Source organism: Pseudonocardia yuanmonensis (genome assembly GCF_039542425.1).
Classification (GTDB): domain Bacteria; phylum Actinomycetota; class Actinomycetes; order Mycobacteriales; family Pseudonocardiaceae; genus Pseudonocardia; species Pseudonocardia yuanmonensis.
In genome coordinates this window covers 345,286-372,182 of sequence record NZ_BAABIC010000006.1, presented here as the reverse complement: position 1 = coordinate 372,182, position 26,897 = coordinate 345,286, and the positions used below count along the sequence as shown (strand labels likewise).

25 protein-coding genes are annotated in these 26,897 nt (G+C 75.0%); 8 read left to right on the top strand and 17 right to left on the bottom strand.

Features of this window, described 5'->3' with window-relative positions:
- The 3 genes from ABD990_RS11915 to ABD990_RS11905 form a co-directional block, all read right to left on the bottom strand.
- Positions 1 to 3,068: hybrid sensor histidine kinase/response regulator (locus ABD990_RS11915; protein ID WP_345380475.1), on the bottom strand; the 3,068-nt coding region annotated here is incomplete at its 3' end.
- The gene (locus ABD990_RS11910; RefSeq protein ID WP_345380474.1) at positions 3,065 to 4,366 is read right to left on the bottom strand and encodes a BTAD domain-containing putative transcriptional regulator; all 1,302 of its coding nucleotides are present in this window, start codon (positions 4,364 to 4,366) and stop codon (positions 3,065 to 3,067) included. The genes ABD990_RS11915 and ABD990_RS11910, both read right to left, overlap by 4 nt.
- Positions 4,367 to 4,431: 65 nt before the next feature.
- Positions 4,432 to 4,845 carry a hypothetical protein gene (locus ABD990_RS11905; RefSeq protein WP_345380473.1) on the bottom strand — a complete coding sequence of 138 codons (414 nt, stop codon included), beginning with the start codon at positions 4,843 to 4,845 and terminating at the stop codon, positions 4,432 to 4,434.
- Positions 4,846 to 4,951: 106 nt separating this feature from the next.
- Between ABD990_RS11905 and ABD990_RS11900 the strand changes: the two genes are divergently transcribed.
- Both ABD990_RS11900 and ABD990_RS11895 read left to right on the top strand, forming a co-directional pair.
- The gene (locus tag ABD990_RS11900; protein ID WP_345380472.1) at positions 4,952 to 5,512 is read left to right on the top strand and encodes a DUF6069 family protein; all 561 of its coding nucleotides are present in this window, start codon (positions 4,952 to 4,954) and stop codon (positions 5,510 to 5,512) included.
- Positions 5,513 to 5,631: 119 nt separating this feature from the next.
- A complete protein-coding gene (locus tag ABD990_RS11895; protein ID WP_345380471.1) occupies positions 5,632 to 6,834 on the top strand; it encodes an MFS transporter in 1,203 nt (400 codons plus the stop codon).
- Positions 6,835 to 6,856: 22 nt separating this feature from the next.
- On the opposite strand, the gene ABD990_RS11890 is transcribed toward ABD990_RS11895, so the two are convergent.
- From ABD990_RS11890 to ABD990_RS11880, 3 genes are read right to left on the bottom strand one after another with little or no spacing between them, the layout of a single operon-like run.
- On the bottom strand, positions 6,857 to 7,726 hold the full coding sequence (locus ABD990_RS11890; RefSeq protein ID WP_345380470.1) for a TIM barrel protein: 870 nt from the start codon (positions 7,724 to 7,726) through the stop codon (positions 6,857 to 6,859).
- 20 nt (positions 7,727 to 7,746) lie between these two features.
- Positions 7,747 to 8,517 (bottom strand): SDR family oxidoreductase, encoded by a 771-nt coding sequence (locus ABD990_RS11885; protein ID WP_345380469.1) that lies wholly within the window; start codon positions 8,515 to 8,517, stop codon positions 7,747 to 7,749.
- Complete coding sequence (locus ABD990_RS11880; RefSeq protein ID WP_345380468.1) at positions 8,518 to 9,690, bottom strand: phytanoyl-CoA dioxygenase family protein; 1,173 nt, start codon at positions 9,688 to 9,690, stop codon at positions 8,518 to 8,520.
- A gap of 263 nt (positions 9,691 to 9,953) precedes the next feature.
- Here ABD990_RS11880 and ABD990_RS11875 point away from each other — a divergent pair, with 263 nt between their 5' ends.
- Positions 9,954 to 10,997: a LacI family DNA-binding transcriptional regulator gene (locus ABD990_RS11875; RefSeq protein ID WP_345380467.1), complete on the top strand. Its 1,044-nt coding sequence runs from the start codon at positions 9,954 to 9,956 to the stop codon at positions 10,995 to 10,997.
- Positions 10,998 to 11,073: 76 nt separating this feature from the next.
- Here the strand turns inward: ABD990_RS11875 and ABD990_RS11870 are convergent, their stop codons facing one another.
- From ABD990_RS11870 to ABD990_RS11845, 6 genes are all read right to left on the bottom strand, one after another.
- Entirely contained in the window at positions 11,074 to 12,081 is a 1,008-nt protein-coding gene (locus tag ABD990_RS11870) for a Gfo/Idh/MocA family protein (protein WP_345380466.1), read from the bottom strand.
- The gene (locus ABD990_RS11865; RefSeq protein WP_345380465.1) at positions 12,078 to 13,118 is read right to left on the bottom strand and encodes a Gfo/Idh/MocA family protein; all 1,041 of its coding nucleotides are present in this window, start codon (positions 13,116 to 13,118) and stop codon (positions 12,078 to 12,080) included. The genes ABD990_RS11870 and ABD990_RS11865 overlap by 4 nt, the downstream gene beginning before the upstream one ends.
- 76 nt (positions 13,119 to 13,194) lie before the next feature.
- Positions 13,195 to 14,010: an ATP-binding cassette domain-containing protein gene (locus ABD990_RS11860; RefSeq protein WP_345380464.1), complete on the bottom strand. Its 816-nt coding sequence runs from the start codon at positions 14,008 to 14,010 to the stop codon at positions 13,195 to 13,197.
- A 13-nt stretch (positions 14,011 to 14,023) separates the two neighbouring features.
- On the bottom strand, positions 14,024 to 15,094 hold the full coding sequence (locus ABD990_RS11855; protein ID WP_345380463.1) for an ABC transporter permease: 1,071 nt from the start codon (positions 15,092 to 15,094) through the stop codon (positions 14,024 to 14,026).
- Positions 15,095 to 15,164: 70 nt separating this feature from the next.
- Positions 15,165 to 16,142, bottom strand: coding sequence for a substrate-binding domain-containing protein (locus ABD990_RS11850; protein ID WP_345380462.1), 978 nt, complete (start codon positions 16,140 to 16,142; stop codon positions 15,165 to 15,167).
- Positions 16,143 to 16,191: 49 nt separating this feature from the next.
- A complete protein-coding gene (locus ABD990_RS11845) occupies positions 16,192 to 17,079 on the bottom strand; it encodes a Cgl0159 family (beta/alpha)8-fold protein (protein WP_345380461.1) in 888 nt (295 codons plus the stop codon).
- A 181-nt stretch (positions 17,080 to 17,260) separates the two neighbouring features.
- Here ABD990_RS11845 and ABD990_RS11840 point away from each other — a divergent pair, with 181 nt between their 5' ends.
- The 4 genes from ABD990_RS11840 (at position 17,261) to ABD990_RS11825 (ending at position 20,297) form a co-directional block, all read left to right on the top strand.
- Complete coding sequence (locus tag ABD990_RS11840; protein ID WP_345380460.1) at positions 17,261 to 18,016, top strand: GntR family transcriptional regulator; 756 nt, start codon at positions 17,261 to 17,263, stop codon at positions 18,014 to 18,016.
- 39 nt (positions 18,017 to 18,055) lie between these two features.
- Complete coding sequence (locus ABD990_RS11835) at positions 18,056 to 19,105, top strand: LLM class flavin-dependent oxidoreductase (RefSeq protein WP_345380459.1); 1,050 nt, start codon at positions 18,056 to 18,058, stop codon at positions 19,103 to 19,105.
- Positions 19,106 to 19,184: 79 nt separating this feature from the next.
- Positions 19,185 to 19,358 carry a hypothetical protein gene (locus tag ABD990_RS11830; protein WP_345380458.1) on the top strand — a complete coding sequence of 58 codons (174 nt, stop codon included), beginning with the start codon at positions 19,185 to 19,187 and terminating at the stop codon, positions 19,356 to 19,358.
- A gap of 96 nt (positions 19,359 to 19,454) precedes the next feature.
- Positions 19,455 to 20,297 (top strand): DUF3152 domain-containing protein, encoded by an 843-nt coding sequence (locus ABD990_RS11825; protein WP_345380457.1) that lies wholly within the window; start codon positions 19,455 to 19,457, stop codon positions 20,295 to 20,297.
- A gap of 60 nt (positions 20,298 to 20,357) precedes the next feature.
- Here ABD990_RS11825 and ABD990_RS11820 read toward each other — a convergent pair whose 3' ends face one another.
- From ABD990_RS11820 to ABD990_RS11800, 5 genes are read right to left on the bottom strand one after another with little or no spacing between them, the layout of a single operon-like run.
- Positions 20,358 to 21,692 (bottom strand): ABC transporter substrate-binding protein, encoded by a 1,335-nt coding sequence (locus tag ABD990_RS11820; RefSeq protein ID WP_345380456.1) that lies wholly within the window; start codon positions 21,690 to 21,692, stop codon positions 20,358 to 20,360.
- Complete coding sequence (locus ABD990_RS11815) at positions 21,692 to 22,831, bottom strand: branched-chain amino acid ABC transporter permease (RefSeq protein WP_345380455.1); 1,140 nt, start codon at positions 22,829 to 22,831, stop codon at positions 21,692 to 21,694. Before ABD990_RS11815 ends, ABD990_RS11820 begins: the two co-directional genes overlap by 1 nt.
- Complete coding sequence (locus ABD990_RS11810) at positions 22,831 to 23,709, bottom strand: branched-chain amino acid ABC transporter permease (protein WP_345380454.1); 879 nt, start codon at positions 23,707 to 23,709, stop codon at positions 22,831 to 22,833. Before ABD990_RS11810 ends, ABD990_RS11815 begins: the two co-directional genes overlap by 1 nt.
- 36 nt (positions 23,710 to 23,745) lie before the next feature.
- The gene (locus ABD990_RS11805; protein WP_345380453.1) at positions 23,746 to 24,477 is read right to left on the bottom strand and encodes an ABC transporter ATP-binding protein; all 732 of its coding nucleotides are present in this window, start codon (positions 24,475 to 24,477) and stop codon (positions 23,746 to 23,748) included.
- Positions 24,474 to 25,295, bottom strand: coding sequence for an ABC transporter ATP-binding protein (locus ABD990_RS11800; RefSeq protein ID WP_425569579.1), 822 nt, complete (start codon positions 25,293 to 25,295; stop codon positions 24,474 to 24,476). The genes ABD990_RS11805 and ABD990_RS11800 overlap by 4 nt, the downstream gene beginning before the upstream one ends.
- A gap of 228 nt (positions 25,296 to 25,523) precedes the next feature.
- Between ABD990_RS11800 and ABD990_RS11795 the strand changes: the two genes are divergently transcribed.
- The gene (locus ABD990_RS11795) at positions 25,524 to 26,843 is read left to right on the top strand and encodes a PucR family transcriptional regulator (protein ID WP_345380452.1); all 1,320 of its coding nucleotides are present in this window, start codon (positions 25,524 to 25,526) and stop codon (positions 26,841 to 26,843) included.
- Positions 26,844 to 26,897 lie beyond the last annotated feature (54 nt).

Sequence of the window (26,897 nt, the reverse complement as noted above, 5' to 3'; positions counted from 1 at the left end):
TCGAGCGCCGCCGGGTCGAGCGCCGCCGGGTCGAGCGCCGCCGGGTCGAGCGCCGCCGGGTCGAGCGCCGCCGGGTCGAGCGCCGCCGGGTCGAGCGCCGCCGGGTCGAGCGCCGCCGGGTCGAGCGGGGCGCGGTCGAGCGGGGCGCGGTCGAGCGGGGCGCGGTCGAGCGGGGCGCGGTCGGACGGGGCGGGTTCGAGCGGGGTGGGTGCCGCCGCGTCGGGAGCGTCGGCCGCCGGAGCGAGCGCCGGTGTGCAGGGCGCGCACGCCCGGGCCAGCGCCTCGGCGAGCTCCACCGCGACCAGCGGCTTCGTCAGGTGGTCGTCCATCCCGGCGGCCAGGCACGCCGCCCGGCCGCCGGGCTCCGCGGTCACCGCGACGATCCACGGCTGCCGGACCCCGGGTTCGGCGCGGATCCGGCGGGTGGCGCCCAGCCCGTCGAGCTCGGGCATCCGGACGTCCATCAGCACGACGTCGTAGTGCCGGTCCCGGACCGCCGCCACCGCCTCGAGCCCGTTGCTGACCACGTCCGCGCGGTGGCCGAGCCGGGTGAGCAGCAGGGACACGAGCCGTTGGTTGACCGGGTGGTCCTCGGCGACCAGGATCCGCGGCGCGACGCCACCCGGTGCGGCGGCGACCGGGTCCGCGGGTGCGTCGGCGAGGGCCCGGAACAGCGCGGCGGGCCGTACCGGCTTGGTCACGACGGCGGCGACGCCCGTGCCGTCGACCTGCGGTAGCCGGCCGAGCGAGGTCAGCAGGACCAGCGGCAGGCCCGCCCCGGCGGGCCGGGCGTGGATCGCGGCGGCGAGGCCGAGACCGTCGAGCCCGGGCATGCACTCGTCGAGCACGGCGACGTCGAACCGCTGCCCCTCGTCGAGCCAGTGCAGCGCGGTCGCCGGCGACGTCGTGTCCCTGACCTGCATGCCCCACCCGCCGAGCCGCCGGCGCACCAGCCGGAGGCTGCCCGGGTGGTCGTCGACGACGAGGGCGCGCAGGCCGGACAGCGCGCGGCCGCCGTCCGGCACGGGGTCGCGGCGCACCCCCCGCGTGGCCTCGGCGTGGACCCTGACGGTGACCGAGGTCCCGGCACCCGGGGTGCTCTCCGCGGTGACCGACCCGCCCATCAGCTCGGCCAGGCGCCGGCAGATGGCCAGGCCGAGGCCGGTGCCGCCGTAGCGCCGGGCGGTCGAGGCGTCGACCTGGGTGAAGGCCTCGAAGATCGAGTCGAGCCGGTCGGGCGGGATGCCGACGCCGGTGTCCCGCACCGTGAAGCGCCACTCGTGCCGGCCGTCGTCGTGCGGACGGGCGGCCACGGTGACGGTGACCTCGCCGTGGTCGGTGAACTTCACGGCGTTGGTCAGCAGGTTCAGCAGCACCTGCCGCACCCGCGTCACGTCGCCGACCAGCCCCGACGGCGTCCCGGGCTCGACGACGCAGAGCAGCTCGAGGTCCTTCGCGGCGGCGTCCGCGGCCACCAGCTCCAGGGCGCCCTCGATGCACTCGGCGACGTGGAAGGGCCGGCGCTCCAGCTCGAGCCGGTCCGCCTCGATCTTCGAGTAGTCCAGGATGTCGTTGATCATCAGCAGCAACGCGTGGGCGCTGTCGCGGACGATCTCGGCGAACCGCCGCTGCTCGGGGGCGAGGTCGGTGTCCAGCAGCAGCCCGGACATGCCGATCACGGCGTTCATCGGGGTGCGGATCTCGTGGCTCATGGTCGCCAGGAACGCGCTCTTCGCCCGGTTCGCGCTCTCCGCGGCGGTGGCCGCCGCGCGCAGCGCGTCGGCGGTACGGACCCGGTCCACGACCTGGCCGAGCTGGGCGGCGACGTCCGACAGCAGGGCGAGCAGCGCGGCATCGCGCTCGGCGGGCGCCGCAGCGACGAACTCCAGCACCGCGACGATCTCGTCCCCGGCCCGGACCGGGAGGGCGACGGCGACGCCCCCGGGCCCCGGCACCCAGACCGGCTCGCCCGTGGCGAGCACCCGCTCGCGCGGGACGGGATCGGTGGGCGGGTCGCCGTGCCGGGCCAGCGGAATGCCGTCGGCGGACGAGGCCCGGGCCCGCGACCAGCCGGTGTGTGCGCAGACCAGGGCGAGGACCTCGCGTGTCGCCGTCGGGAGGTCGGTGGCGCGATGCGCGGTGGCCGCCACGCGGTGCAGCAGCCGCAGCTCGGCGGTTCGGGCGCGGACGTGCTCGGCCATCCCGTTGAAGCGGCGGGCCAGCGCGCTGACCTCGCCGACCCCGGCCACCCGGGCGCGCACGTCCGCGTCGCCCGCGGCGATCCGGGCCGTGGCGGCGTCGAGCTCCGCGACCGGTCGCAGCACGTCGCGCCGGGTCACCACGACGAGCACCGCCATGCCCGCCAACAGCAGGACGGCCGTCGTGATCGCCATCGCGGACCAGCCGCGGGCCCGGGCCGCGGCCTGTGCGGTCTCCTGGGCCGTCCGGGTGTCGACGAGCGTGAGCACCTGACCGATCGGTCCCATGATCTCGGCCTTGGCGTGCAGGTACGTCGGGTCGTGGAGCATCGCCGTGGCCCGCGCGCGGTCGGCGTCGGTGGTCGCCGCCCCCGCCGAGACCAGCGTGAACGCCTGCTCCTCGATCCGGGCCAGCGCGTCGGAGCGGGCCTGGGCGGTGGCGAGGAGCTCCTGCTCCTGCGCGCTGAAGCCGGCCCGGGCGGCGAGGGTGGCGAAGGCCGCCGGGTGTGCGGAGGGCGTCGGCCGCGTCCCGGTGTCGCTGACGACGTCCCAGTAGATGCCGTCGTAGTCCACGGGCCGCGGCGCGGTGCCGGCCCTGATGGCCAGGATCTCGCGGAACCAGTCGAGGTAGCGCGGCTCGCCGGTGGCCACGTAGGAGCGGGCCATCCGCGTCAGGTCGTCGGAGGTCTGGCGCAGCTCGTAGGCCAGCCGCAGCGACTCCGAGCGTCGGGCCTCCGCCGCGGTGGCCGCCTGCATGCTCTGCTCGGCGGCCAGGCTGACCAGCAGCAGCACCGCGAGGAGCGCCCCGCCGATCCCGAGACCGACGGTCAGCAGCCGGGTCAGCGTCCGCCGCCCGCCCCGGCGCCTCACCGCCGCTCGGCCAGGGCCCGGGCGCGGTCGACCTCGCTGCGCAGGGCCGCGATCTCCGCCCGCTCGCCGTCCCGCATCCGCTTGAGCGCCAGCGACGACCGCATCCGGGCCCGCAGCATCGCGGCGCTGAACGGCTTCGGCAGGTAGTCCGTGGCCCCCAGCTCGATGCAGCGCACCACGCTCGCCAGGTCCGCCACCGCGGAGACCATGATCACCGGGAGGTGGTCGAGCGCGGGGTCGGCCTTGATCGCGGCGAGTGTGGTGCAGCCGTCGAGCACCGGCATCAGCAGGTCGAGCAGCACGACGTCGAACCCGCCGTCCCGGGTCAGCAGCTCGAGCGCCCGCCGGCCGTTCTCGACGGCGTGCACCTCGTGGCCGAGCTCGGTCAGCGCGGCGACCAGGACCCGGCGGTTGACCGCGCTGTCGTCGACGACGAGGACGCGGCCCGGCTCGTCGGCGGCGGGCCGGCCGGACGGCTCGGGCAAGATCACCGGCGGCGGGGGCGCCCATGCCAGCTCCGGGTCGTGCCGCAGCACGGCCTGCTCCAGCCGGCGCAGCCCGGTACCGGGGTCGAGGCCCAGCTCCTCGCGCAGGACCGCGCGGCCCTGCCGGTAGGTCTCCAGGGCGTCGGCCTGCCGCCCGCAGCGGTAGAGCGCGAGCATCAGCTGGGCCCGCGAGCGCTCCCGTAGCGGATGGGTGCGCACCCGGCGGTCCAGCTCGGCCACCAGCCCGGCGTGCCGGCCCAGCGCCAGTTCGGCGTCCGCCCGGTCCTCGGCGGCGCCGAGCCGCAGCTCCTCCAGGCGGGCGGCCTCGGTGCGGACGAAGGGGGCGTCGGGCAGGTCGGCGAGCGCGGGGCCGCGCCACAGCTCCGCGGCCCGGTCCAGCAGCTCGGCCGCGCGCTCGGGGTCGTCGCCCGCGAGGGCGGAGCGGCCCTGCTCGACGAGCCGGGCGAACGCGTGCGCGTCGACCGCGCCCGGGTCGACGGCCAACCGGTACCCGGGTGAGGCCGTGACCAGCACCCGGGCGGGTGCGCCCCGCGGCCGGTCGGGCTCCAGTGCGCGGCGCAGGTTCGACACGAACACCTGCACCGTGGCCGCGGCGCGGGCCGGCGGGTCCGCCGGCCACAGGTCGTCGATCAGCTGCTCGAGCGGGACGACCCGGTCCGCGCGCAGCAGGAGGGAGGCCAGCGCCGCCCGTTGCTTGGGGCCGCCGAGCTCCACCCGCCGCCCCGCGATCCGGGCCTCCACGCCGCCGAGCACCCGGAACTCGATCAGCGGACCCTCCGCAGCGCCGACCATGGATCGAGGATGCGCAGCCGGTGTGCTCGCCGGGTAACCGACGTGTGACGTTCGGGTCGCAGGTGTCAGCGCGTCCTGCGGGCCGCGTTCTCCGAGCGGCGCAGCACCGCGGCGGCGATCCGCACCACGGAGGAGTCCGCGATCACCGCGGCGATGCCCCACGGCCCGATCCAGCCGGACACCGGCGGCCCGCCGGTGGCGAGGGCCGCACCGAGCACGCCGAGGAAACTGGCGACGCCGAGCATGCCCAGGACCGCCGTGCCGAGCACGACGTGCGGCACCGGCCGCGCGACGAGGAACGCGACGGCGACCAGCCCGGCCGCGCAGAGGACCGCGGAGAGCACCTGCGCCCACACCGCGCCGCCGACCACGGCGAGCCCGCCGTGCGCGACGGCCGCCGCGGCGACCAGCCCGAGGAGGAGCTTCGGCGGCTGCAGGGTGTCGCCGGGGAGAGCGGGGTCGGGCGGGGTGGCGGGCACCGGCCCAGGGTAGGCCCACCCGGTCGTGACGCCGTGGCGGCTTGGCCGCCGGAGCCCCCGCCGACACACTCACCCCGACGACGTGCGGCGCGGCGAGGGGAACGGGATGTCCGGCGGGTACGGATCGGGCGGCGGGTACGGCACCTGGGACCGCGGGGACGAGACCCGCCGGTTGCCCGGGTACGACGAGCAGCAGCAGTACGAGCACCAGCAGTACGGGGAGGGGTACGAGCCGCCGCGGGAGCCGCGGCCCTCGGTCGACGCGGGCCGGCTCTGGGCGGCGGGCGTGGCGACGGCGATCGTCGCGGCGCTGATCGCGCTGGTCGGAACGCTGATCGTGCGCGCGGTCCTGCGCATCGCCTTCAACGGCCCGGCCAGCTCGGGCGCGCTCGGCGACTCCCGCACGATCCTGCTCTGCGTCCTCTCCGCGGTGGCCGCGCTGGCCGCGACGGGCCTGGCGCACCTGCTGCTCCTGTCCACGCCGCGGCCGATGACCTACCTGTCGTGGATCGTCGGCCTGGTGACGGTGGTCGCGGCCCTGCTCCCGCTGCTCGGCTCGGCGCCGATCGGCGAGCGGGTGGCCAACTCCGTGATCCACCTGGTGATCGGCCTGGTGATCAGCAGCCTGGTGGCGGGCGCCGGAGCCTCGGCGCGCCGGATCCGCTGACGGCACGGGGAGCACGGGGAGCACGAGGAGCACCGGGCGGACTGACGCCCCGCTGACGGTCGCGGTCGCCCACGACCCGGCTCCTGCGCATCCGGGCCGGACGCGGCAGGGTGGCGAGGGTGGACAGGGCGGCGGAGCTCGGGCACGGGGGACTGCGCCGGGTGCTCGCCGTGTTGTGCGTGACCGAGGTGACCAGCTGGGGCGTCCTCTACTACGCCTTTCCCGTCCTCGCACCGACGCTCTCCCGGGACACCGGCTGGTCCACCGGCGCGGTCACCGGGGCCTTCTCGGCCGGGCTGGTCACCTCGGCGCTGGTCGGGATCCCGGTGGGCCGTGCCCTCGACCGGTGGGGACCGCGGTGGATCATGACGGCGGCGTCCGTGGTCGGCGTGCCCGCGGTCGCCGGGATCGCGCTCGCCCGCTCCTACCCGGCCTTCCTCGGTGCCTGGCTGCTGGCCGGGGTCGCGATGGCCGGCACGCTCTACCCGCCCGCCTTCGCCGCCCTCACGCGCTGGTGGGGGCCGCGGCGGGTCACCGCACTCACGGCGCTCACGCTGCTCGCGGGGCTGTCCAGCACCGTGTTCGCCCCGCTCACCGCGACGCTGCTCGGGCACCTCGGCTGGCGGGACACCTATCTCGTGCTGGCCGGGGTGCTGCTGGTCGTGACCGTGCCGGCCCACCTGATCGGGCTGCGCGGCCCGTGGCCCGACGCGCCCGCGCCCGCCGACGGGGTGCAGGCGGACCCCGGGCCCATCGCCCGCAGCCGCCCCTTCGTGCTGGTCACGATCGCGATCGGGCTCGGCGCCTTCACGGCCTTCGCGGTCGTGGTCAACCAGGTGCCGCTGCTGCTGGAGCGCGGGCTCTCCACCGGCACCGCCGCCTGGGCACTGGGGCTCGGCGGCCTCGGCCAGGTGCTCGGCCGGCTGGGCTACGGCCGGCTCACCGCGCTGCCCGCACGCGGCCGGTCGGTGCTGGTGCTGGGCGCGCTCGGCGCGACCACCCTGCTCCTCGGCGTGCTGCCGGGCCCGGTCCCGCTGCTCGTCGCGCTGGCGATGCTGACGGGGGCGGCGCGCGGGATCTTCACCCTGCTCCAGGCGACCGCGGTGAGCGACCGCTGGGGCGCGGCGCACTACGGGCGGTTGAGCGGGATCCTGTCCGCCCCGGCCATGACGGCGACCGCGATCTCCCCGTGGGCGGGCGCCGCGCTGGCCGGCCCGCTCGGCGGCTATCCCGAGCTGTTCGTCCTGCTCGCGGCGGCCGGCGGGGTCGCCGCCCTCCTCGCCGTCGGGACCCGGGTCGCGTCCGGCACCTTCGCACGGTGAGGGGCCCCGGACGCGGCGCCCGTCAGCCGAGGAGGGCGCGCAGCGCCTCCACGCTGGTGTGCACGTCGCCCGCGGGGCCGACCCCGGTGGGGGCCTCGGTGAGGATCGTGTCCTGCTCCAGCACGTACCAGCCCTGGTAGTCGCGCCCGCGCAGGCTCGCGACGATCGTGCCGAAGTCGACGTCGCCGGTGCCGAGCGGGCGGTACATGCCCTCCCGGACGGCCTCGGTGTAGGTCCGGCGGCCGTCCTGCACCTGGCGGGCCAGGCCGAGGTCGACGTCCTTGAAGTGGGTGTGCGCCACCCGCTCCGGGGCCTGGCGGGTCAGCTCGGCCGGGTCGGTGCCGCCGATGAGCAGGTGCCCCGTGTCCAGGCACAGGGCGATCGACGAGCCCTCGAGCACGCGCCGGACGTCGTCGCCGGTCTCGACCATGGTCCCGACGTGCGGGTGCAGCACGGTCTCGACGCCCGCCGCGGCGGCGACCGCGGTGATCCGGTCGAGGTTGACCAGGAGGGTCTTCCACCCGGCGTCGTCGAGCTCGGGCCGGGAGTCGTACCCGGTCAGCCCGGTGTCGGCGGAGAGCACGAGCGTGCCCGCGTCGGCGGCCGCGTAGCTGGGCAGCAGCGCCTCGACGCCGGGGACCGGGTCGTGGTCGGGCCGGTGCAGCAGGGTCGGGGTGAACCCGCCGACCGCGGTCAGGTGGTGCGCGGCCAGCGTCGCGGCCTTCGCGGCCGGGTCGTCGGGCAGGAAGCCGTCCGGGCCGAACTCGGTGGCGACGAGCCCCACCTCGGCCATCTCGGCGAGCACGCGCTCGGGCGCGAGCTGGAAACCCCAGCCCGGGACCTCGCACACGCCCCAGGAGATGGGAGCGCCGGCGATCTTGGGTGCGGACATGGTGTGCCTCTCGGGTGGGGTCAGTCGTGGGCGCCGACGACGGCCTGGTCCCAGTCCAGGACGGACCCGGTCACCACGCCGCTGCGGTCGGAGAGCAGGAGGACGACCATCTCGGCGATCTCGTCCGGGTCGGCGAGCCGGCCGGCGGGCAGCCGCTCGGCGGCGCGCTCGCGCCAGTCGTCGCCGGCCCCGTGGAACCGGCGCTGGGTGAGGTCCTCGCCCTCGGTGTCCGTCCAGCCGATGTCCAGCTGGTTGATCCGGATCCGGTCGAACCGGTGGGCGTGCGCGGCGTTCTTCGTCAGGCCGGCGAGACCCGCCTTCGCCGCGGCGTAGGCGGCGAGGACGGGCGCGCCGCCGTGGGCCTGCTCCGACCCGATGTTGACGATCGAGCCGGGCGCGCCGCGCCGCAGCATGTCCTGGACGACGGCCTGCATCGCGAAGAACGGGCCCCTGAGGGTGATCGCGATCTGCCGGTCGAACAGCTCGGGCGTGGTGTCGACCAGGGTGCCGCGGTCGGTGAGGCCGGCGGCGTTGACCAGCCCGTCCACCCGGCCGAACTCGGCGACGACGGAGTCGACGGCGGCGCGGATCTGCGCGGGGTCGGCCACGTCGCACTGCCGGTAGAGGGCGGCCGCGCCCAGCTCGCGCAGCTCGGCGGCCACCTTCTCGCCCGGTTCCCGGCGTCGCCCGGTGACGGCGACCGCGGCGCCGGTCCGCGCGGCGGCCCGGGCGACGGCGGCGCCGACCCCCGACGTCCCGCCGCTGACCAGCACCACCTTGCCGTCCAGCATCTAGGAGCCCCGCTTCGCGGAGTGCGCCGTGAGGGTCGCGGCGAAGGTGTCGTCGTCGTGGCCGAGCAGGACCGCCTCGGTGAGCAGGTCGGCCTGCGACGGCGGGGCCAGCCCGTCGACCGGCGGGTCGCGGTCCAGGTCGGTGGGGAACGCGTAGCCCTCGGCGGAGGCCGCGATGACCCGGCGGAGCTGTGCCTCGTCCGCGCCCGCGGCCCGCATGCGGCGCAGCGCGGGAAGCACCGCCCGGCACACCCGGGCCCGGTCGACGTACTCCATGGCCCGCCCGAAGGCCGACGAGACCTGCAGCAGGTTGGCGATCCGCCGGACGTCGGCCGAGCGGTTGGTGCCGGCCCCGTGCAGCAGCGCCGGGTTGAAGAAGGCGGCGTCGCCGGTCGCGAGCGGCAGCTGCACGTGGTGCTCGGCGAAGTAGGCCCGGAACTCCTCGTGCTCGGCCACCAGGTAGCCGTGCGCGTACTTCTGCGAGTGCGGCAGATAGAGCGTCGGGCCCGTCTCGACCGGCATGTCGCAGTGCGCGACGGCGCCCTGCAGCGTCAGCGCGGGGGTGAGTGCGTGCTGGTGGGCGGGGTAGCGCGCCGCGCCGGCGGGGCTCATGAAGCCGAGGTGGTAGTCGCGGTGCGGGCTCTGCGCGGCACCGCCGGGGTTCACGACGTTGACCTGGGAGGTGACCTGGTAGGCCGGGCCGAGCCAGGCCTCGGAGACCAGGGCGAGGAGGTCGTTGGCGTAGTAGGCGGCGAAGGTGTCCGGGTCGGCGACCGCGAGCTTCTCCAGCGCGTTCCAGATCCGGTCGTTGCTGCCCGGTCTGGCGAAGTGGTCGCCGACCGAGGCGCCGGCGGCCTTCTGCTGCTCGATCAGGGCGAAGAACGCGTCCGTGGCGCGGTCGACGACGGCGCGGTCCGGGTAGGCGCCGGTGACCACGACGATCCCGGGGCCGTCGAGGAGCGCGCGCACCAGCTCGGCCTGGACCGCGCGGCGGTCGTCCGCGGCCTCGCGGCGCAGCCGCTCGCCGTCGAAGACGGCGACGCCCGAGACGATCTCGGCGCGGGGGAAGGCCGCCGGATCGGTGCCCTGCTCGACGACCGCGCGGAGGTCGTCGAGCCGGGCCTCGGCGGGGTCAGACCACACGGGTGCGTGCGGGCGGACGGAGCTCGTCATCGAAGGTCCTCCGGGATCGGGGCGGCCTGTCGTGCTCGCCGGGAGCGCGGGGTTTTAAAGCGCTTCAACCAGGAGTATCGTCCAGGCCACCGCGGGGCCCTGTCAAGCCCCACCGCGTCGTCCCCGATGAGCGAGCGGCACCCTCGCTCAGTAGGTGTGAGCGAGCGCGCCGTTCGCTCATCCGGGGAGCCGGCGGGACGGCGTGATTCGATACGGGCACACGGGCCTGCGCGGGGTCGCGTGCGGTCCTTCGAGGAGGTGGGATGGCGGGCAACGGCGGTCGCCGGGTCCGGCTGGACGACGTCGCCGCGGCGGTCGGCGTCTCGCCCGCCTCGGTGTCCCTCGTGCTGCGCGGCGCGCCCGGCCCCAGCGCGGAGACCCGCGCCCGGGTCCTCGAGGCGGCGCAGAGGCTCGGCTACCGCCCCGACCGCGCCGCCAGCCTGCTCGCCCGCCGACGCAGCCGGCTGATCGGCCTGCTGATCGACGTCCGCAGCCCCTTCCATGCCGACGTCGCCGAGCACCTCCAGGACGCCGCCGAGGCCCGGGGCTACGACCTCGTGCTCTCCACCATCACCCGCAGCCGCGGCGAGGACCGGGCGGTCGAGACGCTGCTCGACTCCCGCTGCGAGGCACTCGTCCTCATCGGTCCGGACGCGCCGGTCGCCCGGCTGAGCGAGCTCGCCGCGACGGTCCCGCTGGTCCTGCTGTGCCGGCGCCTGGACCCGCCGCCCGCCCCGGACCGTCCCCGGCCCGACGTCGTCCGGACCGCGGACGAGTCCGGCACCGCGCTGGCGGTCGACCACCTGCACGGCCTGGGCCACACCGCGATCGCGTACGTCGACGGCGGCCCGGGCACGGTCGCCCAGGACCGCCGGGACGGTTACCTGCGGGCCATGACGGCGCGCGGCCTGGAGCCGCGGGTGCTGCCCGGGCACGGCACGCCGCCGGGCACCGAGATCATCGGCATCCGCGCCGCCGAGGCCCTGCTCGCGGAGGGCGAGCTGCCCACCGCCGTCGTGGCGTTCAACGACCGGGTCGCCGTCGGCCTGCTCGACGCGCTGGCCCGCAACGGGGTCGACGTCCCCGGCCGGGTCTCCGTGGTCGGCTACGACGACGACCCGCTCGCCCGCATGGCCCACGTCGGCCTGACGACGGTCGGGCAGGACACCGCGGGCCTCGCCGGTCGCGCCGTGGAGGCCGTGGTCGCGCGGTTGGACGGCGATCGCGCCGGGGCGGGACCCGAGCAGGTGCTCGAGCCCTACCTCACGGTGCGCCGCACCACCGCTCCGCCCCGCCCTTCCGGCTGAACGCAGCACGGACCCATAACGCGATCTCGGCCTCGGTCTCGGCGCTTCGTGGTCCCGTACTGCGGCGGACGACCGCTCAGCGGGCCGGTACCGCCGCGGGGCGCAGGGGCAGGCCGGTGGCGAGGTAGATCGCGTCGAGCTGCTCCGCGATCTCCACGCTGAGGTCCGCGTCCGCGCCGCGGGAGAGGGGCGCGCTGCCGCCGAGGTACGCCCGGAGCGCGGCGAGCTGGAAGTCGTAGGTGGGTGTGGTGCCGAGCCGCTCCACCCGCTCGACGCCCCCGACCCGGACGATCAGCCGGTCGTCGCGATGCGGCAGCGCGTACATCGGCGCCACGACCTCGCCGCGGGTCCCGACGATCCGGTGCGCCATCTCCCAGCCGGGCGCGGCGATGTGGCAGTGGATCCGGCCCTCCGCGCCGCCGGGGAAGCGGTACGTGGCCTCGGCCCACTCGTCGACGCCGGGTGAGCGCTCGCCGGCCCGCGCGTCCACCAGCCACGGCGAGCCGCCCAGCGCCGGCGCGAGCATCAGCAGCGTGTGCACCGCGTAGCAGCCGAGGTCCATCAGGGCGCCGCCGGCGAGCGCGAGGGACCACCGGACGTCGTCCGGCGGGGGAGCGGGCATCCGCATCCGCGTCCCGACGGTCGTGACCTCGCCGATCTCGCCGGCCGCCACCACGTCAACCAGCCGCCGGTAGAGCGGGTGGTGGAAGTAGTGGTAGCCGACGAACACCGGCACCCCCGCCGCCGCGGCCGCGTCCCGCACCTCGCGACACTCGGCCGCCGTCCCGGCGAAGGGCTTCTCGGCGAACAGCGCCTTGCCCGCGCCGATCACCGCGAGGTTCCACGGCGCGTGCAGGGCGTTGGGGAGCGCGTTGTAGACGACGTCGACCTCGGGATCGGCGAGCAGGGCCGCGTAGTCCTCGACGACCCGCTCCACGCCGGAGCGGCGCGCGAACTCCTCGGCCCGCGCCCGGTCCCGCGCCGCGACGGCGACGAGCCGGTCGTCCGTGCCCGCGGCGGGCCGGACGACGGCCTCGTCGGCGATCCGGGACGCGCCGAGCAGCCCGATCCGCAGCCCGCTCACGCGCTCACCTCGGAGGCCCGCGCGTAGCCGGTGCCGGTGTAGCGGACGGCGACGGTGCGCCCGGTCCGCCAGGACTCGTCGGCGGCCTCGGCGAGGTCGAAGGCGGCGAGGGCGTCCTCGCCGGACACGCGCACGGGGGAGCGGTCCAGCACGGCGCGGGCGAACGCGTCGAGCTCGGCGGCGTAGGCCAGCGGGTAGCGCTCCTGGAAGTCGGCGACGAGGTCGCGGCTGGTCAGGCCCGGGGTGCGCCACTCGTAGCCGCGGCGGTACGGATTGTCGATCCGCGCGGTGGCCCGGCTGCCCATCACCTCGGTGGAGCACTCGTAGCCGTAGCCGGAGGCCCGGCTGTTGTCGATCACGCCGAGCGCGCCCGAGGCGAACCGCAGCACCACGACGGCGGTGTCGACGTCCCCGACGGCGGCGAAGCCCTCGGGATCGGAGACCGCGGCGCCGTGCGCGGTCACCTCGACGACCTCGCCGACGAGCCAGCGCGCGACGTCGAGGTCGTGCACCGTGACGTCCCGGAAGAACCCGCCCGACCCGGCCAGGAAGGACGCGGGCGGCGAGGCCATGTCCCGCAGCGAGCTGCGGAAGAGCGCGACCTCGCCCAGCTCGCCCGCCCGGATCCGCTCCGCCACGGCTGCCCAGTCCGGGTCGAAGCGCCGGTGGAAGCCGACCTGGAGCAGCATCCCGGCCCGGCGCACCTCCTCGACGGTCTCCACGGTCGTCGCCCGGTCCAGGGCGATCGGCTTCTCGCAGAACACGTCCCGGCCCGCCCGCGCCGCGGCGACGGTCATCGGGGCGTGCGCGCCGGTCGGTGTCGCGACGGCGACGGCCTCGGTCGCGGGGTGGGCGAGCAGCTCCTCGTAGCTCACCGTCCACGGCACGCCGTAGCGCTCGCCGGCCTCCCGGGCGACGGCGGGATCGGCGTCGAACACCACGCCGAGGCGTGCGGTGGAGCACCGCCCGGCGAGGTTGTCGGCGTGGATGCGGCCCATGCGGCCGAGACCGGCGAGGCCGATGCGGAGCGTGCTCATGAAGTCCTTCCGGGGCGGGGGGTGGGCACGCGCGTGCGGCCGGTCCCCTCTCGGGGACCGGCCGCGGACGCGCGGGTCAGCGCTTGAGCTCGTGGGCGAGCTCGGCGAGCTCCTGGCCGCCGGCCATCTCGGCGGTCAGCTCCTCGAGGGAGACCTCGGAGCGCTTCTTGTCCAGCACCCGGCGGCCGAGCTTCAGGATGATGAAGTGGTCGCCGACCATGTAGGCGTGGTGCGGGTTGTGGGTGATGAACACGACGCCCAGGCCCGCGTCCCGGGCGGCGGCGGTGTACTTGAGCACCACGCCGGACTGCTTGACGCCGAGGGCGGCGGTGGGCTCGTCGAGGATCAGCACCCGGGCGCCGAAGTACACGGCGCGGGCGATCGCCACGCACTGGCGCTGGCCGCCGGACAGGGTGCCGATGGGCTGGTTGATGTCCTTGACGAAGATGCCCATCTTCTTCAGCTCGGTGTCGGCGATCTCGCGCATCGCCGCGATGTCGAGCGGGGCGCCCGGGAACTTGCCCTTGCGGATCTCGGAGCCGAGGAAGAAGTTGCGCCACACCTCCATCAGCCCGACCACGGCGAGGTCCTGGTAGACGGTGGCGATGCCGTGGTCGAGCGACTCGCGCGGGCTGCCGAAGTGCACCTCGGCGCCGTCGACCTTGACCGTGCCCTCGGTGTGCGGGTGCAGCCCGGAGATGATCTTGATGAGGGTGGACTTGCCAGCGCCGTTGTCGCCGAGGACGCAGGTGACCTCGCCGGCGTTGACGGTCAGGTTGACGCCCTCGAGCGCGCGGATGGCGCCGTAGGTCTTGCCGACGCCCTCCATCTCGACCAGGGGGGTGCCGACCTCGAGATCACGGGCGGCGTGTTCGGCGATGGTGTCGGTCATCGGGGTCACATCCCTACTTGCGCCGCGAGGCGGAGTTCTTGACGTACAGGTTGAGGAGGACGGCCAGCAGGAGCATGACGCCGAGGAAGGTCTTGAACCAGTTGGGGTCCCAGCCGGCGTAGACGATGCCCTGGGTGGTCATGCCGAAGATGAACGCGCCGATCGCGGCGCCGATCGCCGAGCCGTAGCCGCCGGTGAGCAGCGCGCCGCCGACGACCGCGGCGACGATGTAGATCAGCTCGTTGCCGACGCCGAGGCCGGCCTGCACGGTCGAGAAGTTGAACAGCAGGTGCTGGCCGAGGAACCAGGCGCAGAAGGCCACGCCCATGAACAGGCCGATCTTGACCCGGGCGACCGGGACACCGACGGCGCGGGCGGAGTCCTGGTTGCCGCCCACCGCGAAGATCCAGTTGCCGGTCTTGGTGCGCAGCAGGATCCAGGTGGCGACCAGGGTGAACAGGATCCACCAGAACACGGAGATCTTGACGTTGGCGAACCCGAGGTTGACGTCCGAGGCGAAGATGGCCTTGGCGGAGGCGAAGCCGTCGAGGTCGGAGATGTTCTGGGTGGCCACGGCGCCGGTCAGCAGCTTGGTGACGCCGAGGTTGATGCCCTGGAGCATGAAGAAGGTCGACAGGGTGATCAGGAAGCTGGGGAGCTTCGTCTTGATCAGCAGCCAGCCGTTGGCGAAGCCGATGGCCAGGGCGATGAGCAGCGAGACGAGCGTGCCCACCCAGGCGTTGAGCGAGAACTGGTAGCTGATCATCGACGAGGCCAGCGCGGCCGTGGTGACCTGGACGCCGGACGACAGGTCGAACTCGCCGCCGATCATCAGCAGCGCCACGCCGAGGGCGACGATGCCGATGGTCGAGGCGGAGTACAGGACGGTGGAGAGGGCCTCCGCGGTGCGGAAGGGCGGGGCGATCGCGAAGAAGAACACGAAGATCGCGATCGCCGCGGCGAGGGAGCCGACCTCGGGCCGGGAGAGGATGCGCGCGCCGAGGGAACGCTGCACGCGCACGGGCTCGGTGCCGGTGGAGGGCGTGGACGGGGGCGACGGCGGGGTCGCGACTGGTGAGCTCATCGCTGGACGCTCCTGGGTCGGGTCCCGTCCGTGGGGGCCACCGGGCGGCGGCCCCCACGGACGGGTCGGGTCAGCGGGTGTTCTTCGCCGCGTACTCGGCGATCTGGTTGATGTTGGTGTTGTCGACGAAGGACGGGCCGGTGAGCACCGGCTTGCCGCCGCCGAGGTCGTTGCCGTTGGTCAGGTTGAGCCACAGCGACTGCACGGCCATGTAGCCCTGGACGTAGGGCTGCTGGTCGATGGAGAACTGGATCTGGCCGCCCTGGATGGCCTTGGCCACGTCGGCGTTGAGGTCGAAGGTCACGACCTTGGCCTGGCTGCCGGCGTCGGTCTTGGCCTGCAGCGCGGCGAGCGCGATCGGCGCGCCGAGGGTGACGACGTCGGTGATCGACGGGTCCTGCTGCAGCTTCGCCCCGATGGTCTGCTGCACCGACGGCAGGTCGGCGCCGTTGACCTGCAGGTTCTCGGTGCTCGGGAAGCTCTTCTTCACGCCGGCGCAGCGCGCCTCCAGAGCCACCGAGCCCTGCTCCTGGACCACGCAGAGGGCCTTGCCGCCGCCGGCCTGGGCGATGCGCTGGCCGGCGGACTGGCCGGCGAGGTCCTCGTCGGAGCCGAAGTACATCGGGATGTCGTACTTCTGGTACTCGTTGATGCCCGAGTTGAACGCGACGGTCGGGATGCCGGCCTGCACGGCCTTCTCGGCCGCCGGGCCGACCTGGTCGGCGTACGCGAGGGTCACGGCGATGCCGTTGACCTTGGAGTCGATCGCGTTCTGGACGAGGGTGGCCTGCTGGCCGGCGTCCTGGTTGTTCGAGTACTTCAGGTCGACGTTGAGCTCGTTGGCGGCCTGCTGCGCACCCGCCCGGATCTTGTCCCAGAACGAGTCGCCCGGCTGCTCGTGCGTGATCATCGCGATCGTGTAGCGCTGCGCCGTCGCGTCCGTGTTGGTCTGCTGCGCGCCGCCCTGGCTGCTGCAGCCCGCCGCGACGAGCGCCGCTCCCGCGATGGCCGCCACGAGGGCGACGGCCCGCTTCCCTGATCGGAACATCCTTGTCCTTCCCGAACTGCTCGACGGTGAGTGGTGTGGTGCGGTGCTTCTACAGCAGCCGGACCGCGGCGTCGACGGCCCCCGAGACGTCGTCATCCGGTGGGTACAGCAGGGACCGGCCGACGACCAGCCCCTGCACGGTGGGCAGGGCGAGCGCCTTGCTCCAGGTGGCGAAGGTGGCCTCCTGGTCGGCGGCCACCTCCCCGCCGAGGATCACGGCCGGGAGGGTGGTCGCGGCCATCGCCCGCGCCATGTCCGCCCCGCCGTCCCCGAGGATCGGCACCTTCAGCCAGGTGTAGGCCGAGGTGGTGCCCAGACCCGCGGCGACGGTCATCGCCCGGGTCATCGCCGCCACGGTGAGCTCGTTGCGGACCCGGCCGTCGACGCGGCGGGACAGAAACGGCTCGACCATGGCCATCAGGCGGTGTGCGGCGAGACCCGACACCGCTCGCCCGCAGGACTCGAGCGTGGCGACGCTGGCCGCGTCGTCGGCGTCGATCCGCAGGAGCATCTTGCCGCCCTCGAACCCGGCGGCGGCGAGGCTCGCGGGGTCGTAGGCGGTGAACCGGTCGTCGAGCTCGAAGGCGGTGCCGGCGAGGCCCCCGCGGTTCATCGAGCCGACGACCACCTTGTCGTCGAGGGCGCCGAGCAGGAGCAGGTCCTCCAGCACGTCCGGCGTGCCGAGCACGCCGTTGACGCCGGGCCGGGACAGCGCGAGCGCCAGCCGGTCGAGCAGGTCGGCGCGGTCGGCCATCGCCATCGGGCGGTCGCCCGCGGCCAGCGCACCCCGCGCGGGGTGGTCGGCGGCGACCATCATCAGCCGGCCGTGCTCGCCGAACGGGGAGGCGGGCCTGCGGCGCGCGGCGGCGGCCTCGGCCACGGCGTCGGGTCGGTGCGCGCGGGTGCGCACGAGGTCCGTCAGCACGGCCTCACGCACCGAGACTCACGAGCGGCATCGCCACGCGTTCCCTCCACCAGGCAGGGCCCGGCAACCGTTGCCGGGCGGTGATCGGTTCGTTGTGACTCCGAACACCGCACTAGGTGTACGCTCGTCAGCGCTGCACGTCAATGGTTTGTCCTGACATAATTTGTCAGGACATAGAAAGGAGCAGTGGCGCGTGGACCGACAGGCGAGCGATGCGTTGGTCCCGGACGTCACCCTCGACCGCACGAGTCCGGTCCCGCTCTACTACCAGGTCGCGACGCGGCTGCAGCAGCAGATCGAGGAGGGCGACATCCCCGTCGGCTCCCGCCTGGAGAACGAGGTCGAGCTCGCCGACCGGCTCGGGGTCTCGCGGCCGACGATGCGTCGCGCCATCTCCTACCTGGTCGAGCGCGGAATGCTCGTGCGCAAGCGCGGCGTCGGCACGCAGGTCGTGCACCCCAAGGTCCGCCGCCCCGTCGAGCTGTCGAGCCTGTACGACGATCTGCTCAAGAGCGGGCAGGCGCCGCGCACCGAGATCCGGGAGTTCGAGGTCCGGCCGGCGCCGGACCAGATCGCCGAGGCCCTGGGGATCCCCTTCGGCGCCGAGGTCACCTGGATCGAGCGGCTGCGCTTCGCCGGCGACGAGCCGCTGGCGCTCATGCACAACGCCGTCCCCGTCGACGTGCTCCGGCTGCGCCGGGAGGACCTGGAGCGCAGCGGGCTCTACGACCTGCTCCGCGCGGCCGGGCACGTCCCGCGGATGGCGAACCAGGTCGTCGGCGCGCGGACGGCGAGCGCCGCGGAGGCGCGGATCCTCGACGAGGCCCGCGGCGCCCCGCTGCTCACCATGACCCGCACCGCGTGGGACGCCGCGGGCAAGGCCGTCGAGTACGGCTCGCACCTCTACCGCGCCAGCCGCTACTCGTTCGAGCTCAACCTCACCAGCTGACGCGGGAAGGTTGAACGCGCAACGAGCGTTGCCCGGGGCATGAGGAAGAAGATCGGGTTCCTGTCCTTCGGGCACTGGCAGGACGCGCCGGGGTCACGGACGCGGTCGGCCGCCGACGCCCTGTTGCAGACGGTCGAGCTGGCCGAGGCGGCCGAGGAGCTCGGCGTCGACGGCGCCTACGTCCGGGTGCACCACTTCGAGCGGCAGCTGGCCTCGCCGTTCCCGCTGCTGTCCGCGATCGCCGCGCGCACGGACCGCATCGAGATCGGCACCGGTGTGATCGACATGCGCTACGAGAACCCGCTGTACATGGCGGAGGAGGCCGCGGCCACGGACCTGATCGCCGGCGGACGGCTGCAGCTCGGCGTCAGCCGGGGCTCGCCCGAGACCGCGCTGAACGGCGCGGAGTCCTTCGGCTACCGGGCCGGCGAGGGGCAGACCGCCGCCGACCTCGCCCGCGCGAAGACGGAGCTGTTCCTCGCGGCGATCGACGGCGCGGCCGTCGCCACCATGGACCCGCAGCGGGCGGGCGTGCGCGCCGGGCTCGCGGTCCAGCCCCAGTCGCCGGGCCTGCGCGACCGCATCTGGTGGGGCTCGGGCACCCGGGCCACCGCGGTCTGGGCGGCGGAGCAGGGCATGAACCTGCAGAGCTCCACGCTCCTCTCCGAGGACACCGGTGAGCCGTTCGACCGGCTCCAGGCCGAGCAGATCCGCGCCTACCGCGCCGCGTGGGCCGAGCACGGGCACGGGCGCATGCCGCGGATCTCCGTGTCCCGCAGCGTGCTGCCGGTGACCACCGAGCTGGACCGCCGGTACTTCGGGACCCGGGGCGAGGGCGACCAGGTCGGCCTGCTCGAGGGCGTCCGCGCCCGCTTCGGGCGGACCTACGTCGGCGAACCCGATGTGATCGCCGCCGAGCTGGCGGCCGACGAGGCCGTCCGCGAGGCCGACACCGTGCTGTTCACGGTGCCGAACCAGCTGGGCGTGGAGTACAACGCACGGATCCTCGAGACGATCACACGGCACATCGCGCCGGCCGTCGGCTGGGAGCCGGGGGTCGTGGCCGCATCGTCAGAACTGACGATGTGAGCTGCGCCGGATCCGGAAACAGCCCGTGCACCTCGCCCGTTATGAGAACTGGAACGTTCAAGAAGCGCGAGGAGAGACGATGAGCGAGCAGGTGCGCACGCGGCTGCGGCTGCTGCACGACGAGTACGTGGCGGCGGTGAACTCCGCCGTCGAGGAGGGTCGCGAGGACCTGGTGGAGCGGCTGGCGGCCGACTACCCGGACGCCGCACTGCGGGTGATGACCGAGTACGAGGGCGTCCGCGGCGCTGCCTGAGCGGCACCGTCCCCGGGACCGCCCGCCGGTCACGATCACGTGTCCGCGCGGCGGTGCGTGCGGCGCCGCGGGCCTCCTGGTGGCAGGCTCGCCGCCGTGCCCTCACCCCAGGCGGCGCCGCCCCCCGCCGGCCGCCGCGCACGGACCGGACGGGTGCTCGCCGGCCTGTGCCTCCCGCTCTGCCTGCTCCTGGCCTGTGCCCGGCCGGGCGTGAACCAGCTGGCCCCGGACCCCGCGGACCGGACCCCGACCCCCTCGGCCGCACCGCCGCCGGCCTCGGCGCCGCCTCCCTCGGCCGCCCTGGCCGCGCAGAGCTCGCCGCTGCCGAGCGCCCCGAGCTCGACCCCGAGCCCCACCCCCAGCCCCACCCCGACGCTCCCGCCGGAGGACGTCCTGGCCGGCCTGACCCGGCGTGAGGTGCCCCCGGACGGCGCCGGGGCCCTCGCCGTGGTCCCCGGCTCGACGCCCGCGCCGGGCCCGGGGCCGGTCCGCGCGCTGAGCGTGGCGGTCGAGGCGGGCCTGCCCGTGGACGCCGAGGAGTTCGCGAGCTTCGTGATGACCACGCTGAACGACCCGCGGGGCTGGGGCGCGGGGGGCGCGATGTCCTTCGCCCGCACGGACGGCGAGGCCGCCATCCACCTGGTCCTCGCCACTCCGGGCACCACGAACCGGCTGTGCGCGCCGCTGGACACGGCGGGCGAGGTGTCCTGCCGCAACCAGGAGATGGTCGTGCTGAACTTCCGGCGGTGGGTCGAGGCCACCCCCGAGTACACCGGCAACCCGACGGGCTACCGGCAGTACCTGGTCAACCACGAGGTGGGGCACGCGCTGGGCCACGGTCACGAGGCCTGCCCGGGGCCGGGCCGGCCCGCGCCCGTGATGCAGCAGCAGACCCTCGGCCTGCACGGCTGCACGCAGAACAGCTGGCCGCACCCGTGAGGGCCGGCCGGGGGACGCGCCCCGGCCGGCCCTCACGTTCCCGCGGTCACGGTGCTGTCGTCAGGCTCCCGGGTTCGTCGGGATCCCGTTCGGCGGCACCGGTGTCTCGCCGCCGGTCTCGTCCTGGATCGGGGCGTCGCCGTTGCTCGTCGTGCGCACCGGCGTGAGCGCCTTGGTGGTCTGGCCGGTGACCTGCACGACCTTCACCCCGGACATCCCGCTGTGCTTGTCGGCGGTGAACCGGTAGGGCGCGGCCCACGGGCCCTGGAACTGCGTGCCGCCCTTCTCGACCGCGTCGACCAGGCCCTGCCGGGTCGGGTTCGGCCCGGCCGCGAGCAGCGCCTGCACGAACGCGTAACCCTGCGACATGCCGAAGATCCGGAAGTTGGTCAGCGGGCCGCCGTCCCCGTGGGCCTTCCAGATCGCGTCGAACTGCGCGGTCCACGGGTCGGCCGGGTTGTCCGCGCGCGGCAGGTACTCGTCCGTGATGATCCCGTTCAGCAGCGAGCTGTCGGTGATCTGGCCCTGCGAGAACCGGCCCAGCAGCGACCCGACCAGCACCGGGTCGGCGCCGATGTTGCTGTAGACCCACTGCGGCTTGTAGTTCAGCTTCAGGCCCTGCAGCTGGGTCAGCGCGGTGTAGGAGGGCACGTTGAAGCCGATCACGAGGTCGGCGTTCGCGGCCTGCAGCGCCGACATCTGCGGGCCGATGTCGGTGTTGCCCGGGGTGTAGCGCTGCACCGACACGATCTGCTTGTCCAGGTAGCGGCGGATGCCCCGCTCCGCGTCCGTGCCGACGTCGTCGTTCTGCAGGAAGAGGCCGACCCGCGCCTGCGGGAAGGTCTTGGCGACGTGGTCGGCGAGGATCTTCGCCTCGACCTCGTAGTCCGGCTGCCAGCCGAAGGTCATGGGGTGCTTCTGCGGCTGGTCCCACAGCAGCGAGCCGGAGGAGACGAAGAGGTCGGGCACGCCCTCGGTGTTGAGGAAGTCCACCACGGCGCCGTGGGTCGGGGTGCCGAGGCCGCCGAGGATCGCGAAGACCTGGTCCTGCAGCACCAGCTCGTTGACGACCTGGCTGGTCTGGGTGGGGTTGTAGGCGTCGTCGCGGAAGACGTAGTCGATCTTCCGGCCGTTGACGCCGCCGTTCGCGTTGACCCAGTCGAAGTAGGCCTTGGTGCCGGTCGGGATCTCGCTGTAGCCCGGCGCGGCGACGCCGGTGAGCGGGAAGTGCGAGCCCACCTTGATCGAGTCGGCGGTGATGCCGACGGTCGAGCCCTCGCTCTGTCCGCCACCCGACCCGGAGTCGGGTCGCCCGCCCGCCCCGCACCCCGCGAGCGCCAGGACGGCGCCGAGGGCGAGGGCCGCCAGCGCCCGCACCCGCCTTGACCTGCGCATCAGGACCTCCCTGTCCTCTCCTCCGGCGCCTCGGCCGGAGCGGTCGTGCGTGCGTGCCACCGGGCGCGCACGGTCCCCACCACGCCGCCGGGCGCGAGCAGGATGACGAGGATGAGCACCGCGCCGTAGACGAAGGGCGCCAGCTGCGCGGACTGCACGTCGGTGAGTCCGGCCGAGGCGCCGAGGTTGGTCACCGCGGGCGGCAGGAACACCAGCAGCGCGCTGCCCAGCACGGCGCCGAACAGGCTGCCGAGCCCGCCGAGGACCACCGCCGTGAGCAGCGAGATCGACAGCACGATCGTGAAGCCGGTCGGCGCCGCCAACCGGACCACGACGCCGAGCACGCCGCCCGCGAGCCCCGCGCACGCCGCGCTCACCGTGAACGCCAGCACCCGCACCCGGCTGAGCCGGATGCCGGCCAGCTCGGCCGCGACCTCGTCGTCGCGCACCGCGCGCCAGATCCGGCCGATCCGGCTCGCCGCCAGGTTGGCCAGCAGCAGGAACGCCACGATCGCGACGGTCCAGCCCACGTAGGCCAGGAACTTGGCGCTGCTGGTCTCGTTGGCGGACAGGAAGTAGACGGCGTCGGCGAACCACCCCGGGGCGCGCGGCGACGGGACCGCCAGGCCCTGCTCGCCGCCGAGCGCCTCGTCGAAGTGGATCGCCAGGCCGGGCAGCGCCACCGCGAACGCCAGGGTGGCACCGGCCAGGTAGGGGCCCTTGAGCCGGGACGCGGCCGCCCCGACGATCACGCCGACGACCGCCGTGATGCCCGCGGCGATCACCAGCATCACCAGCAGCGGGATCCCGGCCGGCAGCAGCAGGCCGGCCGTGTACGCCCCGACGGCCATCAGGGCGCCGTGCCCGAGCGAGATCTGCCCGTTGAGCCCGGTCAGGACGGTCAGGCCCGCGGCGGCGATCGCGTAGTACGACATGGTCGCGAACTGGGAGTTGCGGAACGGACCGGTGAGCTCCAGCAGGAGCACCACGACGACCAGCGCGACGAGGGCGAGCAGGGCGTGCCGGGCGAAGGTGGCCCGGGGCCGCAGGCGGGCGGCGAGCGCCGCCCAGCGTCCCGGCTCCCGGCCGGAGCGGGGTGCCGAGCCGGCCTTCTCCGTCGGCCGCACCGGGGTGGCCATCAGACCCTCCGCGCCGCGGTGCGGGCGAACAGGCCCTGCGGCCGGACCAGCAGCACCGCCACCAGCACCGCCAGTGCGGCCAGCGGCACGAGGTCGGCGCCCACGTAGCCCGTCACCAGCGCGAGGATCACGCCCATCGCCAGCCCGCCGACGACGGCGCCGCCGGGGGAGTCCAGGCCGCCCAGCACCGCCGCGACGAAGCCGTTGACGATCACGGTGTCCATGTAGGCCGGCCAGACGAGGCTGCCGCTCGCGATCAGCACGCCCGCCAGCGAGCCGACCAGGGCCGCCAGCGCCCAGCCCAGGGTCAACATCCGGCCGACCGGGACGCCGAGCAGCCGGGCCACCTCGCCGTCGAACGCCGAGGCGCGCATCCGCAGGCCCACGTCCGTGAAGCGGAAGAGGGCGACCAGGCCCAGCAGCACCACGGCCACGGCGCCGATCGTGATGAGCATGCTGGGGGTGAGCGCGATCGTCACGTCCCCGATCGGGAAGCCCTCCAGCCCGGCGGGCGCCGGGAAGGACCGGAACTGGGCGCTGAAGAGGATCGACGCGAGGGCCTGCAGGGCGACGAACAGGCCGAGGGTCACGATCACCGCGCCCAGCTCGTTGTGCGGGCCGACCCGGCGCACCACCACGCGCTCGACGCCCGCGCCGAGCACCAGGCCGGAGGCGAGCGCGACGAGCAGCCCGACCCACCAGCTCCCGGTCGACTCGACGACCAGCAGCGCCAGGTAGGTGGTGAAGGCGGCCATCGCGCCCTGGGCGAAGTTCACCACCCGCGTGGAGCGCCAGATCAGCACCAGGGCCAGGGCGAACGCGGCGTACACCGCGCCCTGGCCGAGGCCGGTGAGCAGGGTGTTCACGAACTGCAGCACGGGTCTCCTCCCGTCGTGCGGGTCTCGCGGGATGGGTCAGAAGCCCAGGTAGGCGTGCCGGAGGGCGTCGTCGGCGGCGAGCTCCGCGGCCGGGGCGCTCGCCACCACCCGGCCCACGTTCAGCACCACGCCCTCGTCGGCCACGGACAGCGCGCTGCGCGCGTTCTGCTCGACGAGCAGCACCGCGAGGCGCGACCCCTCGACCCGTTCCCGGAGCAGCTCGAAGATCTGCGCGACGACCCGCGGGGCGAGGCCGAGGGAGGGCTCGTCGAGCAGCAGGACGTCCGGTCCGCACGCCAGCGCCCGGCCGATCACCAGCATCTGCCGCTCGCCGCCGGAGAGGGTGTGCGCGTCCCGGCGGCGGCGCTCGGCCAGCGGCGGGAACATCTCGTACACGTCGTCGATCGCGGTGTCGGTGCGCCCGCGCGCCTTCCCGAGCAGCGCGCCGAGCCGCAGGTTCTCCTCCACGGTGAGCTCCGTGATCACCCCACGGCCTTCGGGGACGTGCGCGATCCCGGCGCGAGCGATCTTCTCCGGCGCCGCCCCGGTGAGGTCGACGTCGCCGGCGTGCACGCTCCCGGCGCGCGCGGGCACCAGGCCGGAGACGGTGCGCAGCAACGTGGTCTTGCCGGCCCCGTTGGCGCCCAGCACGGCGGTGATCCGCCCGGGCTCGGCGTGGACGTCGACGCCGTCGAGGGCGGTGACCGGGCCGTAGCCCGCGGTCAGCCCGGTGACCCGCAGGGCGGTGGTGGTGGCGGGCGCGCTCACCGGTGGGCCTCCTCGCCGAGGTAGGCCGCGACGACGGCGGGATCGTCGCGGACGGCGTCGGGCGGGCCCTCCGCGACCACCTTCCCGAAGTCCAGCACGGTGATCCGGTCGCAGACGCTCATCACCAGGTCCATGTGGTGCTCGACCAGCACGACCGCCATCCGGTCGGCCAGGCCGCGCAGCAGCGCGCCCAGCTCGTCCATCTCGTCGCCGCCCAGGCCGCTCGCCGGCTCGTCGAGCAGTAGCATCTCGGGCTCGGCGACCAGCGCGCGGGCCAGCGCGACCCGCTTCTGCACGGGGTACGGCAGGCTGCCCGGCAGCTGGTCGGCGTGGTGCGCGGCGCCCAGCTCGTCGAGCGCGGCGAGGGCACGTTCGCGCAGCGCCCGCTCGTCGCGGTCGGAGCGGCGCAGGGCCAGCAGCCCGGACAGGAAGCCGGCGCGACGGTGCCGGTCGGCCCCGACCATGACGTTCTCGGCGACGGTGAGGCCGCGGAAGAGGCCGACACCCTGCAGCGTGCGCGCGATCCCCATGCCCGCCAGCTGGTGCGGGTGCAGCCGGCGCAGGGGCGTGCCGTGCCAGCGCAGGTTCCCGGAGTCGGGCCGGACGAAGCCGCAGCAGACGTTGAACAGGGTGGTCTTGCCCGCGCCGTTGGGGCCGATCACGCCGTGCACGCCCCGCGGCGGCACCGCGAGCGAGACCTGGTCCAGCGCGACCAGGCCGCCGAACCGCACCGAGACCTCGTCGACGGCGAAGAGGACGTCCCCACCGGTGGCGGGGGAGCCGGAGGCAGGGGCGGGATCGGCGGGGGGTGCGGTCACGGGCGGGCCTCCCGGGCTGCGACGGCGGTGTCGGGCGGGGTGCGTACGGCATGCGGCTGCGGCGGGAATCCGGTACCCGCCGGTGAGCGAGATCACTCGGACGGGGAACAGATTGGGCGCAGCGACCAGCGAAGGCCATGGGCGCAGCGCCCAGGAATCGTGCCCGGATCCTGGGCGGAACGCCCGAATGAGTGGACGGCTCGTTGTGACCTGCTGCACAGTGACCGGGTGCGTCCCGTCGACGAGGAGAGGCGCGCCCCGGAGCCGGGCCGGACCGACCGCAAGCTGGACGCGGCTGCGGACGAGGCGCTGCGGGTGCTGGGCGCCGCGCTCTTCGACGAGCTCGACGCCCTGGCGGACCGCCTGGCCCTGAGCGTCCTGCGGCACGAGCGCTGCTACCTGGAGCTGGACCTGGTCGACGAGCTGCGCCAGGCCTGCCGGGTGAACCTGCTGCGCGGCATCGAGGTGCTGGCCGACGTGGTGCCGGAGGGGATCGACCCGGGGGACACCACCCGGGAGACCGGGCGCCGGCGGGCGCGGCAGGGCGTCCCGCTCGAGGCCGTGCTGCACGCCTACCGGCTCGGGTGCCGGATCCTGTGGGACGCGCTGCGCACCGCCTCGCGGACCCGCTTCAACGGCGCCCACGACGCCGGGCTGCTCGACGCCGCCGGATACGTCCTGCGCACCAACGACGGCAGCTCCGCCGCGCTCGTCGACGCCTACCGGCACGAGGAGCAGCGGATGCGGGGCCAGGACCTCGGCCGCCGGCGGGCGACGCTCGACGCGCTGCTGGCCGGGCGCGGCCGCGATCCCGGCTTCGCGCGGGACGCCGCCGCGGTCCTGGGCCTGCCGTCCGGCGGCCCGGTCCTGTGCGTGGTCGGCGGGATCGAGCGGGCCGGGCAGGACCCGCTGCGGGACCCGCACGAGACCCTGGCGGCGCACCGGATCGCCTCGTTCTGGATGCTGCGCGAGGACGAGCTGGTGGGCCTCGTCGCGCCGACGCCGCGGCGCGCGGCGGAGGTGCCCGGGATCCTGGAGCCGCAGGTCGTGGGGCGGGTGGGGCTGTCCGCGGCGGTGGCGGACCTCGGCGCGGCCGACGCGGCGTACCGGATGGCCCGCACCGCACTGCGCACCCTGGTCGGGCCGGGGCTGGCGGTGCTCGACGACCGATTGCCCGAGGCCCTGCTCGCCGACAGCCCCGAGCTGCTCCCGCGGGTCCTGGACGCGGGGCTCGGCGGGCTCCCCGCCCTGCCCGAGGCGGACCGCGCCGTCCTGCTCGAGACGCTGGAGGCGCTGCTCGCGCACGGTGGCTCGCCCACGCACGCGGCACAGGCGCTGTTCTGCCACCGCAACACCGTGATCTACCGGATGCGGCGGATCGAGGCGGTGACCGGGCGGCGGATCTCCGAGCCGCGCGACCGGCTGCTGCTGAGCCTGGGCGTGATGGCCGCGCGCACCGCCGCGGGCGGCGGGACGGGTGCGAAGGTCGTCTCGGAGTCGAGCGGGGCGGGCCGGCCCGACCGGGACGGGGACACCCGGGAGCGGTGAGCCGTTCACCCGGACGCCGCCCGCCGGCCGCCCGCCGCTCACCCGGGCGCGATG

Excerpts from the sequence above, each read along its gene's own strand:
- ABD990_RS11890 (WP_345380470.1), bottom strand. The coding sequence starts at position 7,726 with ATGTCCGCACCCAAGATCGCCGGCGCTCCCATCTCCTGGGGCGTGTGC.
- ABD990_RS11865 (WP_345380465.1), bottom strand. The coding sequence starts at position 13,118 with ATGAGCACGCTCCGCATCGGCCTCGCCGGTCTCGGCCGCATGGGCCGC.
- ABD990_RS11820 (WP_345380456.1), bottom strand. The coding sequence starts at position 21,692 with ATGCGCAGGTCAAGGCGGGTGCGGGCGCTGGCGGCCCTCGCCCTCGGC.
- ABD990_RS11880 (WP_345380468.1), bottom strand. The coding sequence starts at position 9,690 with ATGACGAGCTCCGTCCGCCCGCACGCACCCGTGTGGTCTGACCCCGCC.
- ABD990_RS11875 (WP_345380467.1), top strand. The coding sequence starts at position 9,954 with ATGGCGGGCAACGGCGGTCGCCGGGTCCGGCTGGACGACGTCGCCGCG.
- ABD990_RS11850 (WP_345380462.1), bottom strand. The coding sequence starts at position 16,142 with ATGTTCCGATCAGGGAAGCGGGCCGTCGCCCTCGTGGCGGCCATCGCG.
- ABD990_RS11830 (WP_345380458.1), top strand. The coding sequence starts at position 19,185 with ATGAGCGAGCAGGTGCGCACGCGGCTGCGGCTGCTGCACGACGAGTAC.
- ABD990_RS11855 (WP_345380463.1), bottom strand. The coding sequence starts at position 15,094 with ATGAGCTCACCAGTCGCGACCCCGCCGTCGCCCCCGTCCACGCCCTCC.
- ABD990_RS11910 (WP_345380474.1), bottom strand. The coding sequence starts at position 4,366 with ATGGTCGGCGCTGCGGAGGGTCCGCTGATCGAGTTCCGGGTGCTCGGC.
- ABD990_RS11860 (WP_345380464.1), bottom strand. The coding sequence starts at position 14,010 with ATGACCGACACCATCGCCGAACACGCCGCCCGTGATCTCGAGGTCGGC.
- ABD990_RS11885 (WP_345380469.1), bottom strand. The coding sequence starts at position 8,517 with ATGCTGGACGGCAAGGTGGTGCTGGTCAGCGGCGGGACGTCGGGGGTC.
- ABD990_RS11815 (WP_345380455.1), bottom strand. The coding sequence starts at position 22,831 with ATGGCCACCCCGGTGCGGCCGACGGAGAAGGCCGGCTCGGCACCCCGC.
- ABD990_RS11835 (WP_345380459.1), top strand. The coding sequence starts at position 18,056 with ATGAGGAAGAAGATCGGGTTCCTGTCCTTCGGGCACTGGCAGGACGCG.
- ABD990_RS11900 (WP_345380472.1), top strand. The coding sequence starts at position 4,952 with ATGTCCGGCGGGTACGGATCGGGCGGCGGGTACGGCACCTGGGACCGC.